The sequence below is a fragment of the Paenibacillus montaniterrae genome, from assembly GCF_018403185.1.
Classification (GTDB): Bacteria; Bacillota; Bacilli; order Paenibacillales; family Paenibacillaceae; genus Pristimantibacillus; species Pristimantibacillus montaniterrae.
Map to the genome: position 1 here is coordinate 1 of NZ_BOSE01000016.1, position 14,544 is coordinate 14,544.

Sequence of the window (14,544 nt, forward strand, 5' to 3'; positions counted from 1 at the left end):
ATCTCGAACACGACCGTTAAGCCTTTCAGCGCCGATGGTACTTGGACCGCAGGGTCCTGGGAGAGTAGGACATCGCCAAGCGCAAGAAGAGTCTGCTGCTTTTGCAGTAGGCTCTTTTTTTGTGCTTTTTTGCAATAAATATGCATCGCAGTTGCGGATTTTGACGAATATGATCCAGCTTTTGTTCGACAAAATCTATCTAGTGAACGATAAGGCTCAGAAGAAGCGATTATAAAATTATTTTCCACAGCAAGCAGGTATAATTCAAATCATAAAGAATCATCCTATATATAGAGCATGAATAAATTGAATTGTCAGATAAATAAGCATAAAACATATTGACCAATTTCAATATTTAAGTATAATGATATTAAGGTCAAAGAAAGTCAAAGTCAAAAGGATTGTACGCAAGATGGTACAATGTAGACTTGGCAGTAGAACCTGGCACATTGAAAGTATGAACAAATTGAACTGGGAGGAGGTTGGTCAGTGCGTAACATATCGGATCTCATTGAACAGTATTTGAAGCAAATGCTCGATAGCAGCGGTGATGGTGCAGTAGAGATTCAGCGCAATGATCTAGCCGAAAAGTTTTCTTGTGTCCCCTCTCAAATTAATTATGTCATTAGCACGCGTTTCACACTTGAGAAGGGATATGTAGTCGAAAGTAAGCGTGGTGGTGGTGGCTATGTACGTATTCAGCGTGTCGAACTTCCAACATTAAAAGGCATTCAATTGCATATTGATCAAGCAATAGGTCAACAAATTGATCAAAACTGTGCCGAAGGATTGATTTATCAGCTTGAAGAAGCTGGGCACCTGAGCAAACGAGAAGCAAACTTGCTGCGCATTGCTATCCATCGAGATACGCTAGCGTTAAAGCTACCTTATCGTGATGAGCTTCGCGCAAGATTGCTGAAAGCAATGCTTGTTACACTGCTTTTGAAATAAGGCAAGGGAGTTGAGTGCGATGATCTGTCAGGAATGTGGCAAACGACCATCAACGTTGCATTTCACCAAAATTATAAATGGTGAAAAAACAGAATTTCATATATGTGAGGTATGCGCGCGAGAGAAGGGCGAAGGAATACCAGGCGCACCGAACAGCTTCTCTATTCATAGCTTACTATCGGGCATACTTGATTTTGATACGGTGGCAAGCAAAGGGCTTAACAGCTTAAAGCCACAGGAATCACTGCGCTGTGAATCATGCGGCATGAGCTACGCTCAATTTGGCAAAATCGGCAGATTTGGCTGCAGTGATTGCTATAACGCATTTGGCGAACGCTTGAATCCGCTCATTAAACGTATTCACGGCAATACTGAACACAGTGGGAAAATTCCGAAGCGTTCTGGACTTCGAGTTCAATGCAAGCGGCAAATTGAGCAGCTAAGAGCTGAACTGCATCGCTATATTGAAGCGGAGGAATTTGAAAAAGCGGCTACCGTTCGAGATCAAATTCGCGAGCTTGAGCGTAAAATGCAGCAATCTTCTTAAATCTAGACTAGATTGGGGTGATCATTGTGTCAACATATCGATTTTCATCTGATGCATTAAGCGATTGGATGAAAAATGCTGGTCCAGACTCGGATGTAGTTATTAGCAGCCGCGTACGTCTGGCACGCAATCTTAGACATCAACCTTTTCCGCTATTGGCGACAACCGCCCAAGCCAATGAAGTGCTGGAGCAGCTTGCTTCAGTAAGTGAATCTGGTGTTTTAGATCGTTTTGGGCCATTTACGACGATTCGCCTTAAGGAACTAAGCGAGCTTGATCGTCGAGTATTGGTCGAAAAGCATTTGATCAGTCCGAATTTGGCTAATGAATCACGTGCGGGTGCTGTTGTGCTAAGCGACAATGAAGCAATTAGCATTATGATTAACGAAGAGGATCATTTGCGAATTCAATGTCTGCATCCGGGCTTCCAAATTCGTGAGGCATGGAAGCTGGCTAACGAAATTGATGACAGCTATGAGTCGGCACTTGAATTTGCTTTTGATGAACATAAAGGATATTTGACTACCTGTCCAACGAATGTCGGAACCGGGCTTAGAGCTTCCGTCATGATGCATTTGCCGGCACTTGTGCTTACTCAGCAAATTAATCGGATTTTATCCGCTGTCAGTCAAGTGGGCTTAACGGTGCGCGGACTGTATGGCGAAGGAAGCGAAGCACTGGGCAACTTATTTCAAATATCCAATCAAATTACGCTAGGGCAATCTGAAGAGGAGATAATCGATAACCTCTACGGCGTTGCCAAACAAATTATAGAGCATGAAAAAGCTGCGCGACGCAAGCTATTGAATGAATCGTATCGCCGGCTAGAGGACCGTATTAAACGCTCTTATGGTATTTTGCGTTATGCATCAATTATAGATTCGAAGGAAGCGGCTCAGCGCTTGTCCGATGTTCGCCTGGGAGCAGATTTAGATATTTTGCCGCAGGTTTCCCCGCAAATTTATAATGAACTGCTCATTATGACGCAGCCGGGCTTTTTGCAGCATCGCTATGATGAAAAGCTCTCGCCGGATGATCGTGACTACAAAAGAGCCGAATTAATTCGTGAACAGTTAAATAAACAAGTAGATAATGGGGGTGCAACATCATGATGTTTGGAAGATTTACAGAACGTGCACAAAAAGTGCTTGCATTAGCACAAGAAGAAGCAGTTCGTCTTGGTCATAACAATATTGGAACAGAGCATATTTTACTTGGACTAATTCGTGAAGGTGAAGGCATTGCAGCTAAAGCATTGCAGGGCTTGGGACTTGGCTTGGAGAAAATCCAGGATGAGGTAGAAGCATTAATCGGCCGCGGTCAAGAACAGCCTAACAATATTGCCTATACGCCTCGCGCGAAAAAAGTGATTGAGCTTTCTATGGATGAGGCGCGCAAGCTGGGCCATACTTATGTTGGAACAGAGCATATTTTGCTTGGCTTGATTCGTGAAGGTGAAGGCGTAGCAGCGCGCGTGCTGAATAATTTGGGGATTAGCCTGAACAAGGCACGCCAGCAAGTGCTGCAGCTTTTAGGCAGCAGCGAGGCGGTTTCCAGCCATCAGCATACGCCATCAAATGTAAGCACACCAACCTTGGATGGCTTGGCTAGAGATCTTACCGCTGCGGCGAAGGAAAGCAATCTTGATCCTGTAATCGGCCGCTCGAAAGAAATTGAGCGTGTCATTCAAGTATTGAGCCGCAGAACGAAAAACAACCCGGTTCTGATCGGGGAGCCTGGGGTCGGTAAAACCGCGATTGCTGAAGGCTTGGCGCAAAAAATTATCGCCAATGAAATTCCGGAAACATTGCGCGACAAGCGCGTTATGACGCTAGATATGGGTTCAGTTGTTGCCGGAACGAAATATCGCGGCGAGTTTGAAGATCGTTTGAAAAAAATTATGGACGAAATTCGTCAAGCGGGCAATATCATCCTGTTCATTGACGAGTTGCACACGCTAATTGGCGCTGGCGGCGCGGAAGGGGCAATTGACGCTTCGAACATTTTGAAGCCGGCTCTGGCGCGTGGTGAGCTGCAGTGCATCGGTGCTACAACGCTTGATGAATATCGCAAATATATCGAAAAGGACGCGGCCTTGGAGCGTCGCTTCCAGCCAATTACAGTGGATCAGCCATCTGTTGAAGAAGCGATTCAAATTTTGCATGGCTTGCGCGATCGTTACGAAGCGCATCACCGCGTAAAAATTACAGATGAGTCTATCGTGCAAGCAGTTAAGCTGTCTGACCGTTATATTACGGACCGCTTCCTGCCAGACAAAGCGATTGATCTTATTGATGAAGCCAGCTCGCGCGTAAGGCTGAACACCTATACTGTTCCGCCAAATCTTAAAGAGATGGAAACTCGCCTTGAAAATATCCGCAAGGAAAAGGACGCGGCTGTACAAAGCCAGGAGTTCGAAAAAGCAGCGGCGCTTCGCGATACTGAGCAAAAAATTCGTGAAGAGCTCGACACTACGAAAAACCAGTGGAAGGAAAAACAAGGTCGTACTGATTCCGAGGTAACGCCTGACGATATTGCACAGGTTGTAGCAAACTGGACGGGAATTCCGGTTGTCAAGCTGGCAGAGGAAGAAACTGAGCGTCTGTTGAAAATGGAAAGCATTCTTCATGATCGCGTAATCGGTCAGGAAGAAGCGGTGAAATCAGTTTCTCGCGCAATTCGCCGCGCTCGTGCCGGATTGAAGGATCCGAAGCGTCCAATTGGCTCCTTTATATTCCTTGGACCGACTGGCGTAGGTAAAACCGAGCTGGCGCGCGCACTGGCAGAAGCAATGTTCGGTGATGAAAATGCCGTAATCCGCATTGATATGTCAGAGTATATGGAAAAGCATGCAACTTCTCGCCTCGTTGGAGCGCCTCCGGGATATGTAGGCTATGAGGAAGGCGGTCAGCTAACCGAGAAAGTTCGCCGCAAGCCATACTCTGTTGTATTGCTGGATGAAATCGAGAAGGCGCATCCTGAAGTGTTTAACATTTTGCTGCAGGTGCTGGAGGATGGCCGCTTGACTGATTCCAAAGGCCGCGTGGTCGACTTCCGCAACACATTAATTATTATGACATCCAATGTCGGTGCGGATCAGATCAAACGCAACTCAACACTCGGCTTTACAGCGGTGCAGGATTCTGGACGCGAGTTTACAGCGATGAAGGATAAAGTGCTTGCTGAGCTGAAAAAGAGCTTCCGTCCTGAATTTATTAACCGTATCGATGAAACGATTGTGTTCCATTCACTTGAAGAGGAGCATATCGCTGAAATCGTAACACTAATGGCTGATGATCTTGCGAAACGCTTGAAGGAGCAGGAGATTGAATTTACGCTTACCGATGGTGCGAAGAAATTCCTTGCCAAGGAAGGCTTCGATCCGCAGTACGGAGCTCGTCCACTGCGCAGAGCGATTCAAAAGCATATTGAGGATCGTCTATCCGAGGATCTGCTTATGGGCTTGATTCAAAAAGGCGACAGCTTTGTAATCGATGAAAAAGACGGCGAGCTGGTTGTAAATAAAAACATTAAAGCTTCAGTCGAATAACAGCTTTATATAAAATAATAGGCAAGCATCCCGGGAGCAGTTGGGGTGCTTGCTTTTTTTGTTAAAAAAGTTATGGTGATTATCCCTTTTGCAACTGGCTCGATAATGATAAGATGAATGAGGAAGATGAAACTATGGAAAATTCAGGTGTAAGAAGGAGCTTGGCATGGCTAAAACTAAAGTGAAATTCGCCTGCACAGAATGCGGCACCGAATCGCCGCGCTGGATGGGGAAATGTCCTGGCTGTCAGGCATGGAACACCATGGTCGAATTCAAAGAAACAGTTTCCAAAACAAAAGGCGTTGGCTTGGCGGGAATTCATACGAAAGAAACACCGACATCCATCATACATATAGAAAGTGGGAAGGAACCACGGATTGAAACCGCAATGCAGGAATTGAATCGCGTACTGGGCGGAGGTGTTGTTCCAGGCTCGCTTATTCTTGTAGGTGGCGATCCAGGGATAGGTAAATCAACGCTTTTGCTGCAAACCTCACATGCTTTAGCAATTAAAGACTTGAAGGTGCTATATATATCGGGTGAGGAATCTATCCGCCAGACAAAGCTGAGAGCGGATCGACTTGGCGCTTTGTCAGAGCATTTATTCGTACTATGCGAAACGAATATGGAGCATATTAATGATGCGATCGATAACATGAACCCTGATTTTCTCGTTATCGACTCGATTCAGACGGTTTATGATCCGGGCGTAGAGTCTGCGCCAGGCAGTGTTGCCCAGGTACGGGAATGCACAGCTAATTTTATGCGCGTCGCCAAGCAAAAGGGAATTGCAACCGTGCTTGTCGGGCATGTCACCAAGGAAGGCGCAATCGCCGGACCGCGCCTGCTTGAGCATATGGTCGATTGCGTGCTTTATTTTGAAGGAGAGCGCCATCATTCCTACCGCCTGCTGCGTGCGGTAAAAAATCGTTTCGGATCAACGAATGAAATTGGCATATTTGAAATGGGAGAGGAAGGACTGCGCGAGGTTAGCAATCCTTCGGAGCTGTTTCTTTCAGAGCGCTCGCTCGGTGTTTCCGGCTCGACGGTAGTCGCGAGCATGGAAGGAACGCGCCCCGTGCTTGTTGAGCTGCAGGCACTAGTATCACCTACACATTTTCCATCGCCGCGTCGTATGTCCACAGGCATTGATCATCATCGCATGTCGTTAATTATTGCAGTGCTTGAAAAGCGGATCGGCATGTTTTTACAAACGCAGGATGCTTATCTAAATGTGGCGGGCGGTGTTAAGCTCGATGAGCCGGCAGTTGACTTGGCTGCGGCTGTATGTATCGCTTCAAGCTTTAAGGATGCGCCTACGAAGCCGGATGATGTTATTTTCGGCGAGGTCGGGCTGACAGGCGAGGTGCGAGGGGTTGCTCGTGCGGAGCAGCGCGTGAAGGAAGCTGCCAAGCTGGGCTTTAAACGCGTCATTATGCCTGAAAAAAGCTTAAAAGGCTGGACGCCTCCAGCCGATATTAAAGTTATTGGAGTTAGCACTGTGTCAGAAGCATTGCGAGCAGCCTTAGAATAAGGGGGACCAGCATGAAGGAAAGCAATCAGCAGGAAACGATGAACAATTTATTACAACTCGTAGCACCAGGAACCCCTTTTCGAGATGGGCTTGAAAATGTGCTGCGTGCTAAAACTGGAGCGCTTATCGTAGTCGGCTACAGTGAAGAAGTGATGGACGTAGTCGACGGCGGATTTTCGATTAATTGTGACTTTTCGCCCAACTATTTATATGAGCTTGCCAAAATGGATGGCGCTATTATTTTGAGCGAGGATCTAAAGCGCATTTTATATGCCAATACGCAATTGATCCCGAACAGCTCGATTCCATCCACTGAAACCGGTATTCGCCATCGTACAGCAGAGCGTGTAGCGAAGCAAACAGGAAAGCTGGTCGTGTCGATCTCGCAGCGGCGGAATGTAATTACGCTTTACCAGGGCAATCTTCGCTATTCACTCAAGGATATGGGCTTTATTTTAACGAAGGCGAATCAGGCGATCCGTACTTTAGAGCGCTATCAGAGCGTTCTGAGCCAAGCGCTGACCAATTTGTCTGCTTTGGAGTTTGAAGAGCTCGTTACGCTGCAGGAGGTCGCTTATGTGCTGCAGCGCTGGGAGCTTTTGCAGCGCATTAAGAAAGAGATATTGCGCTATGTCAACGAATTGGGAACCGAAGGCCGATTGATTCGTATGCAAATGGAGGAGCTTATTGTTGGCCTTGAGGAAGAAGGGCACCGCTTGATGGCCGATTATATTCGCGAGTATACACCTAGCAAGCTGTCTGAGCTGCAGGCAAATTTGAAGCGTTTAAGCAATGAGGAGCTGCTTGATGCCTTAAATATTGTAAAGCTGCTCGGTTATTCCTCTACTGTGCTGCAGGGAGATGAAGCGGTATCATCAAGAGGCTATCGAATACTCGCTAAAATTCCGCGCTTGCCGCAAACGATTATGAATAATATGGTAGAAAGGTTTGGCAAGCTTTCGGTTATATTATTGGCATCTGCCGACGAATTGGATGCTGTGGAAGGCATAGGCGAGGTAAGGGCCAGATCGATTCGTGACGGTTTAAAACGAATACAGGAGCAGGTGTTCATTGACAGACAAATCTAAAACCCCTACAATTAGTGGGATGTGTGGCATTATCATCACGTATGTCGTGGGTGGTATGGAAAAGATGAGGTGGAGAAAATGATTAAGTCAATACCGAGTCTCCTTACGCTTGGCAACCTGTGTCTCGGCGTAATTTCAATTTTGTTGGTGTTTAATGGCTACTCTGGCCTGGCGGCGATTATGGTCATTATCGGCATGCTGATAGATGGCATTGATGGTCGAGTGGCGCGCGCCTTGAATGCGCAGAGCGCATTCGGCAAAGAGTTGGATTCATTAGCTGATATTATATCGTTTGGCGTTGCACCGGCATTTATTATGTATGTGGTTGCATTGCAGGATGTATCTCCTGCTATATCGTGGGTTGTAACTGCGCTGTTCCCAATTTGCGGGGCGCTGCGTTTAGCCCGCTTCAATGTAAAGGATTGCAGTCCCGGAAGCTTTACAGGGCTTCCTATTCCCGCAGCAGGCTGCATACTGGCAACGGTTGCCTTATTTAAGGAGGATGTTGCGCCGATTGTATTTATATGCACGTCCGTCGTGCTTGCCTTGCTGATGGTAAGCAATATTCGCTATCCAAGCTTTAAAAGCATCGGCATTCCGAAAAATACACTATGGATTGTTCCAATCATTATTGTAATTGCGCTTGTTGTAGGTATATTGTTTGAAGAGTACTTATCTCAAGTCTTTTTTATTCCTTTAATGCTGTATGCACTGTATGGCTTGAAAAAAACAATTGATCGCCGGATTAAGCGTAAAAAACGCAAGGCACAGGAAGACGAAAAGTCTGAAAAGCATGCGTAATCAGATTCTACCAGACGCATAATAGCGAAGCAGCCGTAGCAAATCGCTGCGGCTGCTTTGTTTTTTCGACAATCACATTTTCTCTATGCGCGAGTCGCTACTTTCGCTGCGTCGCGATAGGAGTAGTTTATGTTAGATTGAACAAACCAAGCGTATTGCACTTTTGTGCTTCCTGCTCCAAAACTTCGGGCAGCTTAATATCAAGCTGGGTGCAAAGTGCAGTCAAATAAAATAAATTGCTTCCAATCGCTTGCTGTACAAGCTCCTTGCAATGCTCGCATAATTCACCAGTTACATGATTGGTAATGCGCTGCTGTGCAACATCTAATGAATCCACCTCGTGAAACGGCTGCTTGGAGGCATGAAGCTCAATACACCCGCAGTCTGTGATTGACTTCGTCACCGTACGATTGATGGAGGCGCTCGTTTGATCAAGCTTGGACATAATATCAAGCACGCTGCGATGGCGCAATAACAATTGTGAAACTTGTTCCTGAAACTGCTCTAAAGCATGAGTAGACACAACGTTCACCTGCCTATTGAGATTGGATTGAGTTTATTATAAACAAACGAAATGAAAATTTCCACTTTGTGTAACTTTCTTTCTGTTACAAGGATTAGCTCTTGGAAAAGTTGCTAATAATTGTAATGGAGGTGAAACCTATGAAAAAATTAATTTCGATAATAGGGATTTGTAGTGGTGCAATGATAGGGGCGGAATTTTCCAGCTGGTTCCACGCTACGCCTGCTTGGAGCGGCTCATCGAATCCTTTCCTACAGCAATCGGGCACTTATTACATGAATGTAGCAATTGGAGCATTTCTAGGATGGATGCTGTCCACAATTTTTGCCAAGCCGATCTTGCAGCTTATGAACAGTGGCGTGAAGCAGACGGAAGGAATGCCGCTCCGTCAGCTTCTGTCTGCGGTAGGCGGACTAGTAATCGGTCTATGCTTTGCTGCTTTAATATATCCTGCGATCGCGATGCTTGGCGGACTGTGGAAGCTGGTGCCGATCGTCATAGCCTGTGTCTGCGGATATATTGGCATGAAGATAGCGGTAGGCAAGCAGGATGAGCTTGCCGAAGCGGTCAAGCATCTGCTGGAAAAGCCTAAAGTGGTAGCTGCTGCAGGTGAGGTAAAGGGCTATGAGGAGCATAAAATTTTGGATACGAGCGTCATTATCGATGGGCGAATTGCCGATATTTGCAAAACGGGCTTTATCGAGGGGACGCTTGTCATTCCGGAGTTTGTGCTGGAGGAGCTGCAGCATATTGCTGACTCGTCCGATCTGCTGAAGCGCAATCGCGGCCGACGCGGGCTTGATATTTTGAACAAAATCCAAAAGGAGCTTGACGTTCATGTTTTGATTTATGAGGGTGACTTCGAGGAGCATAATGAGGTAGACAGCAAGCTCGTCAAGCTGGCTAAGCTATTGTCAGGCAAAGTGGTTACCAATGATTTCAACCTGAACAAGGTGTGCGAGTTGCAGGGCGTATCTGTGCTGAATATTAATGATCTGGCCAATGCGGTAAAGCCGGTCGTGCTGCCAGGCGAGGAAATTGTCGTTCAAGTGATCAAGGATGGCAAGGAGCACGGACAGGGTGTAGCCTATCTCGACGACGGCACAATGATCGTGGTAGAGGGCGGCAGAGACTATATCGGGCATACGATGGAGGTGCTGGTCACCAGCGTCCTGCAAACTTCTGCAGGAAGAATGATATTTGCCAAGCCAAAGCTGTTGGAAAAAGCGCTGTAACAAGGTATGATTATACTATTGATGCAACCTAGATTGCAAAGAATAGCTTAAGGCAGGTATCACAATGATGAAACGGTGGGGAGTTGTCATCGTTGCCGCTGGTCGCGGCAAAAGAATGGGAACAGAGGAAAGCAAGCAATATTTACAGTTAGGCGGCAAGCCTATTGTTGTACATACGCTACAAAGCTTTCAAGCCATGACCTTTATTGATGAAATTGTGTTGGTTGTCGGCGCAGACGACATAGCCCGCTGCCGTTTATGGTGCGAGCAGTACAGCTTAACGAAGGTGAAGGCGGTTATTACAGGCGGTGCCGAGCGGCAGCATTCCGTTCATGCCGGATTAAAAATGATGGAAGCGGAATGGGTTATGGTTCATGACGGCGTTCGTCCGTTCGTGACGGAGCAGGCAGTAGCACGCTGCTGTCGGGCTGCAGAGCAGCACCATGCCGCGGTGCTGGCTGTCCCTGTCAAGGACACAATCAAGCAAGTGAATAGTGAAGGTATCATTACAGCAACTCCTGATCGCAAGAGCTTGTGGGCAATTCAAACCCCACAAGCTTTTCGTCTTGATGTTTTGCTGGAGGCTCATGAAGCAGCGGAGCGCGAAGGCATGCTGGGCACGGATGATGCCAGTGTTGCTGAATGGAGAGGAACGAGTGTCGTAGTAGTAGAAGGCGAGTATACCAATATAAAAATTACGACACCTGAGGATTTGCCGTGGGCGGAGCTGCTGCTTCAGCAGCGGCAGTCTGCAAGCGCAGAAAGGGGAAAAGACAATGATTAGAGTAGGACAAGGCTTTGATGTGCATCAACTGGTGGAAGGCAGGCCGTTAATTATCGGCGGTGTACAGATTCCGTATGAGAAAGGCTTGCTGGGGCACTCTGATGCGGATGTGTTGCTGCATACGATTACCGATGCGATACTAGGCGCACTTGCCTTGGGAGATATCGGGAAGCATTTCCCGGATACTGATGACGCCTATAAGGATGCTGACAGCGTAGAGCTGCTGCGCAAGGTATGGGAGATGGTTGAGGAAAGAGGCTACCAACTGGGCAATGTAGATGCTACAATTATTGCGCAGAAGCCGAAGATGCTGCCTTACATTCCAGCGATGATTGAAGTTATCGCCAATGTATTGCGTGCTGAGCCATCGCAGGTCAACGTCAAGGCGACGACGACTGAGCAGCTCGGATTTACGGGCAGAGGAGAAGGGATTGCTTCGCAAGCGGTAGTATGCCTTATTAAAGGAAATTCAAAAGCGTGACTTTGATTACGAGGTAGGGCGTTGCAGCTTATTCGGCATCGAATATGAAACGCTACCGAAAACTGCGGTGCTCACGTACCAAGACCGTACGCTGTGCTCCTCGTTTTCTAGTATCATTCCATCTTCTTGGTACTGAATGCCAAGCTTTTGAACCTTTATTTGGAAGAGGAAATTCAAAAGCATGACTTTGATTACGAAGTAGGGCGTTGCAGCTTATTCGGCATCGAATATGAAATGCTACCGAAAACTGCGGTGCTCACGTACCAAGACCGTACGCTGTGCTCCTCGTTTTCTAGTATCATTCCATCTTCTTGGTACTGAAAGCCAAGCTTTTGAACCTTTATTTGGAAGAGGAAATCCAAAAAGTTTTTAGGAGGAACCATTAATGTCAACAGAGGTTAGAGTCAGATATGCGCCATCGCCAACTGGGCATTTACATATCGGTAATGCAAGAACGGCCTTATTCAATTATTTATTTGCTCGCCATTTAGGTGGCAAGCTCGTTATTCGTATCGAGGATACCGATGTAAAGCGCAATGTTGCCGGGGGAGAGGAAAGCCAGCTTAAATATTTGAAATGGCTGGGCGTAACCTGGGATGAGAGTGTAGATATTGGCGGACCGTATGGCCCTTATCGTCAAACCGAACGGCTTGATATTTATAAAACATATTGGCAGGAGCTGCTTGATCGCGGCTTGGCCTATCGCTGCTACTGTACGGAAGAGGAGCTTGAAAAAGAGCGCGAGGAGCAGCTGTCTCGCAACGAGACGCCGCGTTATTCCGGCAAGCACCGCAATTTGACAGCGGAGCAAATTGCAGCTTATGAGGCTGAAGGAAGAGTGCCGAGCATTCGCTTTAAAGTGCCTGAAAATCGCACCTATACGTTCCATGACATGGTAAAAGGAACGATTTCGTTCGATACCGCTGAAATGGGCGATTTTGTAATTGTGAAAAAGGATGGCATCCCGACCTATAACTTTGCGGTTGTAATCGACGATTATTTGATGAAAATCAGTCATGTTTTGCGCGGCGAGGATCATATCTCGAATACGCCAAGACAGCTTATGATTTATGAAGCGCTAGGCTGGGAGCCGCCACAGTTTGCTCATATGACGCTGATCGTGAACGAGCAGAAGAAGAAGCTGAGCAAGCGCGATGAGTCGATTATTCAATTTATTGAGCAGTATGATCAGCTTGGCTATTTGCCGGAAACGCTGTTCAACTTTATCGCGCTGCTCGGCTGGTCGCCAGAGGGCGAACAGGAAATATTTACTCGTGAGCAACTGATTGAAGTATTCGATGCGGCGCGTTTGAGCAAAAGCCCGGCTGTTTTTGATACACAAAAACTGGCATGGATGAATAATGAATATATTAAGGCTGCTGATGTGGACCGCATCGTAACGTTATGCCTGCCGTATTTGCAAAAAGCCGGCTTGATCGAAGCTGAGCCGGATGCAGCCAAGCTGGAATGGGTAACTGCGCTAGTAGCTCTGCATCAGGATAAGCTGCGCAGCGCCTCCGAAATTATCGAGCATACGAAGCTGTTTTTCGCGCAGCAGGTTCATGATGAGGCTGAAGCGACCAAGGTGCTTGCGGAAGAGACAGCTCCTGCTGTGCTTGCTGCCTTTTTGGCGGAGCTGCAAGCTGACGCAGCTGAATTTACGGTGGATGGCATAAAAACGATGATCAAGGCTGTGCAAAAAGCAACAGGCTGCAAGGGCAAGTCGCTGTTTATGCCGATTCGCGCGGCGATTACAGGCCAAACACACGGTCCTGACTTGAATCAGTCGCTTGTCCTGCTCGGCAAGGAGAAAGTGATTGCTCGATTGCAGGCTCGCCTTGGCAAGTAAAGGCAAGCCTTTGCTGCCTTTACACGTGCTTGCTCACATTGGCTAACCGCTTATAACGATAATGGTTGACGCTGGCGACAAGAGGGTCTTGTCACTGTCGATTCGTTTCGTTATACTTATCATGATTGAACAACATAGCATTGGATAAGCTTTGAACAGGACTAGTATGTTATGCAGCGATGCTCAGAGAAGGCAATCGTATAGCGCTTGGCATGGCCAAATATGCAAAACGCTATAGCGGCTGGAAATTGCCTCTTCGTCGTAACTGAATTGCACCTGGGAGCTTTGTCCCGAGCTGTTGCGCTATGCAACAGGGTAGGCGGCAACGTATCATCTGCGTTAAGGATGTGGAGATAATAGGATGCTGCTGCTGTTAAAGCACCATACTATTAAGCAGAGTGGAACCGCGACTTATGACGCCTCTGCAGCGAATTGCTGCAGAGGCTTTTTTATATGTTAGTTCTATGAGGTGGTCACGAGCAATTAGGGGGAAAGAAGCATGTTTCGGCATTTGAAATCAGACGTGCAGGCTGTATTTGACAACGACCCGGCGGCAAGAAGCAAATTCGAGGTTATTTTTACGTACTCCGGGCTTCATGCCATCTGGGCGCATCGTATCGCTCATGCATGCTATAACAGAAAGTGGTTTACGCTTGCGCGCATTATTTCACAGGTGAGTCGTTTTTTTACAGGCATTGAAATCCACCCTGGCGCCAAAATTGGCGAGCGTTTATTTATTGACCATGGCATGGGCGTAGTAATTGGCGAAACCTGCGTGATTGGTGATGATGTCGTCATTTATCAAGGGGTAACCTTGGGAGGTACAGGCAAGGAGAAAGGCAAGCGCCATCCGACAATCGGCAATAATGTTGTAATCGGATCTGGCTCCAAGGTACTCGGATCCTTTAGAGTTGGCAACAATTCGAATATTGGCTCCAATGCAGTTGTGCTGCGCGAGGTTCCGGACAACTGTACAGTTGTCGGCAACCCTGGAAGAATCGTGAAGCGCAACGGAGAGAAGGTACGCGATCGCCTTGATCATACGCAGCTTCCAGACCCGATTATCGAAATGCTGCGTGAGATGCAAAATGAAGTTGACCGTCTAAAGCTCGCTGTCGAGCAGCAGCAGAAGCGATTGAACGATTATGCTGCCAAGGAAAATGGACAGCTCGATCATAATCAAGAAGACTAATGAGTCGGA

13 protein-coding genes and 1 rRNA gene are annotated in these 14,544 nt (G+C 47.1%); 13 read left to right on the forward strand and 1 reads right to left on the reverse strand.

Features of this window, described 5'->3' with window-relative positions:
* The 8 genes from rrf to pssA form a co-directional block, all read left to right on the forward strand.
* Positions 1 to 81: ribosomal RNA gene (gene rrf, locus KJS52_RS27995) — 5S ribosomal RNA — on the forward strand; the annotation flags it as partial.
* 408 nt (positions 82 to 489) lie between these two features.
* Entirely contained in the window at positions 490 to 951 is a 462-nt protein-coding gene (locus KJS52_RS25735; protein WP_213520283.1) for a CtsR family transcriptional regulator, read from the forward strand.
* A gap of 19 nt (positions 952 to 970) precedes the next feature.
* Positions 971 to 1,498 carry a protein-arginine kinase activator protein McsA gene (mcsA, locus tag KJS52_RS25740; protein WP_213520285.1) on the forward strand — a complete coding sequence of 176 codons (528 nt, stop codon included), beginning with the start codon at positions 971 to 973 and terminating at the stop codon, positions 1,496 to 1,498.
* A 26-nt stretch (positions 1,499 to 1,524) separates the two neighbouring features.
* On the forward strand, positions 1,525 to 2,610 hold the full coding sequence (gene mcsB, locus KJS52_RS25745) for a protein-arginine kinase McsB (RefSeq protein ID WP_213520287.1): 1,086 nt from the start codon (positions 1,525 to 1,527) through the stop codon (positions 2,608 to 2,610).
* Positions 2,607 to 5,048 carry an ATP-dependent protease ATP-binding subunit ClpC gene (clpC, locus tag KJS52_RS25750; protein WP_213520288.1) on the forward strand — a complete coding sequence of 814 codons (2,442 nt, stop codon included), beginning with the start codon at positions 2,607 to 2,609 and terminating at the stop codon, positions 5,046 to 5,048. Before mcsB ends, clpC begins: the two co-directional genes overlap by 4 nt.
* Before the next feature lie 166 nt (positions 5,049 to 5,214).
* Positions 5,215 to 6,582 carry a DNA repair protein RadA gene (gene radA / locus KJS52_RS25755; RefSeq protein ID WP_213520290.1) on the forward strand — a complete coding sequence of 456 codons (1,368 nt, stop codon included), beginning with the start codon at positions 5,215 to 5,217 and terminating at the stop codon, positions 6,580 to 6,582.
* Positions 6,583 to 6,593: 11 nt separating this feature from the next.
* Positions 6,594 to 7,670 carry a DNA integrity scanning diadenylate cyclase DisA gene (disA, locus tag KJS52_RS25760; RefSeq protein ID WP_213520292.1) on the forward strand — a complete coding sequence of 359 codons (1,077 nt, stop codon included), beginning with the start codon at positions 6,594 to 6,596 and terminating at the stop codon, positions 7,668 to 7,670.
* 78 nt (positions 7,671 to 7,748) lie between these two features.
* Complete coding sequence (gene pssA / locus KJS52_RS25765; RefSeq protein ID WP_213520294.1) at positions 7,749 to 8,471, forward strand: CDP-diacylglycerol--serine O-phosphatidyltransferase; 723 nt, start codon at positions 7,749 to 7,751, stop codon at positions 8,469 to 8,471.
* Between the two features lie 127 nt (positions 8,472 to 8,598).
* Here the strand turns inward: pssA and KJS52_RS25770 are convergent, their stop codons facing one another.
* On the reverse strand, positions 8,599 to 8,994 hold the full coding sequence (locus tag KJS52_RS25770; RefSeq protein WP_213520296.1) for a DUF1573 domain-containing protein: 396 nt from the start codon (positions 8,992 to 8,994) through the stop codon (positions 8,599 to 8,601).
* Between the two features lie 140 nt (positions 8,995 to 9,134).
* Here KJS52_RS25770 and KJS52_RS25775 point away from each other — a divergent pair, with 140 nt between their 5' ends.
* The 5 genes from KJS52_RS25775 to cysE all read left to right on the forward strand — a co-directional run bounded on the left by KJS52_RS25775 (position 9,135) and on the right by cysE (position 14,535).
* Positions 9,135 to 10,229 carry a PIN/TRAM domain-containing protein gene (locus KJS52_RS25775; RefSeq protein ID WP_213520298.1) on the forward strand — a complete coding sequence of 365 codons (1,095 nt, stop codon included), beginning with the start codon at positions 9,135 to 9,137 and terminating at the stop codon, positions 10,227 to 10,229.
* Positions 10,230 to 10,293: 64 nt separating this feature from the next.
* Positions 10,294 to 11,013, forward strand: coding sequence for a 2-C-methyl-D-erythritol 4-phosphate cytidylyltransferase (ispD, locus tag KJS52_RS25780; protein ID WP_213520300.1), 720 nt, complete (start codon positions 10,294 to 10,296; stop codon positions 11,011 to 11,013).
* The gene (gene ispF, locus KJS52_RS25785) at positions 11,006 to 11,494 is read left to right on the forward strand and encodes a 2-C-methyl-D-erythritol 2,4-cyclodiphosphate synthase (RefSeq protein ID WP_213520302.1); all 489 of its coding nucleotides are present in this window, start codon (positions 11,006 to 11,008) and stop codon (positions 11,492 to 11,494) included. The genes ispD and ispF overlap by 8 nt, the downstream gene beginning before the upstream one ends.
* A gap of 385 nt (positions 11,495 to 11,879) precedes the next feature.
* A complete protein-coding gene (gene gltX, locus KJS52_RS25790) occupies positions 11,880 to 13,343 on the forward strand; it encodes a glutamate--tRNA ligase (RefSeq protein ID WP_213520304.1) in 1,464 nt (487 codons plus the stop codon).
* A 499-nt stretch (positions 13,344 to 13,842) separates the two neighbouring features.
* Positions 13,843 to 14,535 carry a serine O-acetyltransferase gene (gene cysE, locus KJS52_RS25795; RefSeq protein WP_213520306.1) on the forward strand — a complete coding sequence of 231 codons (693 nt, stop codon included), beginning with the start codon at positions 13,843 to 13,845 and terminating at the stop codon, positions 14,533 to 14,535.
* Positions 14,536 to 14,544 lie beyond the last annotated feature (9 nt).

Bases quoted from the DNA above. Each gene is read 5' to 3' on its own strand.
- mcsA (WP_213520285.1), top strand. From the start codon at position 971: ATGATCTGTCAGGAATGTGGCAAACGACCATCAACGTTGCATTTCACC.
- clpC (WP_213520288.1), top strand. From the start codon at position 2,607: ATGATGTTTGGAAGATTTACAGAACGTGCACAAAAAGTGCTTGCATTA.
- radA (WP_213520290.1), top strand. From the start codon at position 5,215: ATGGCTAAAACTAAAGTGAAATTCGCCTGCACAGAATGCGGCACCGAA.
- disA (WP_213520292.1), top strand. From the start codon at position 6,594: ATGAAGGAAAGCAATCAGCAGGAAACGATGAACAATTTATTACAACTC.
- pssA (WP_213520294.1), top strand. From the start codon at position 7,749: ATGATTAAGTCAATACCGAGTCTCCTTACGCTTGGCAACCTGTGTCTC.
- KJS52_RS25775 (WP_213520298.1), top strand. From the start codon at position 9,135: ATGAAAAAATTAATTTCGATAATAGGGATTTGTAGTGGTGCAATGATA.
- ispD (WP_213520300.1), top strand. From the start codon at position 10,294: ATGATGAAACGGTGGGGAGTTGTCATCGTTGCCGCTGGTCGCGGCAAA.
- ispF (WP_213520302.1), top strand. From the start codon at position 11,006: ATGATTAGAGTAGGACAAGGCTTTGATGTGCATCAACTGGTGGAAGGC.
- gltX (WP_213520304.1), top strand. From the start codon at position 11,880: ATGTCAACAGAGGTTAGAGTCAGATATGCGCCATCGCCAACTGGGCAT.
- cysE (WP_213520306.1), top strand. From the start codon at position 13,843: ATGTTTCGGCATTTGAAATCAGACGTGCAGGCTGTATTTGACAACGAC.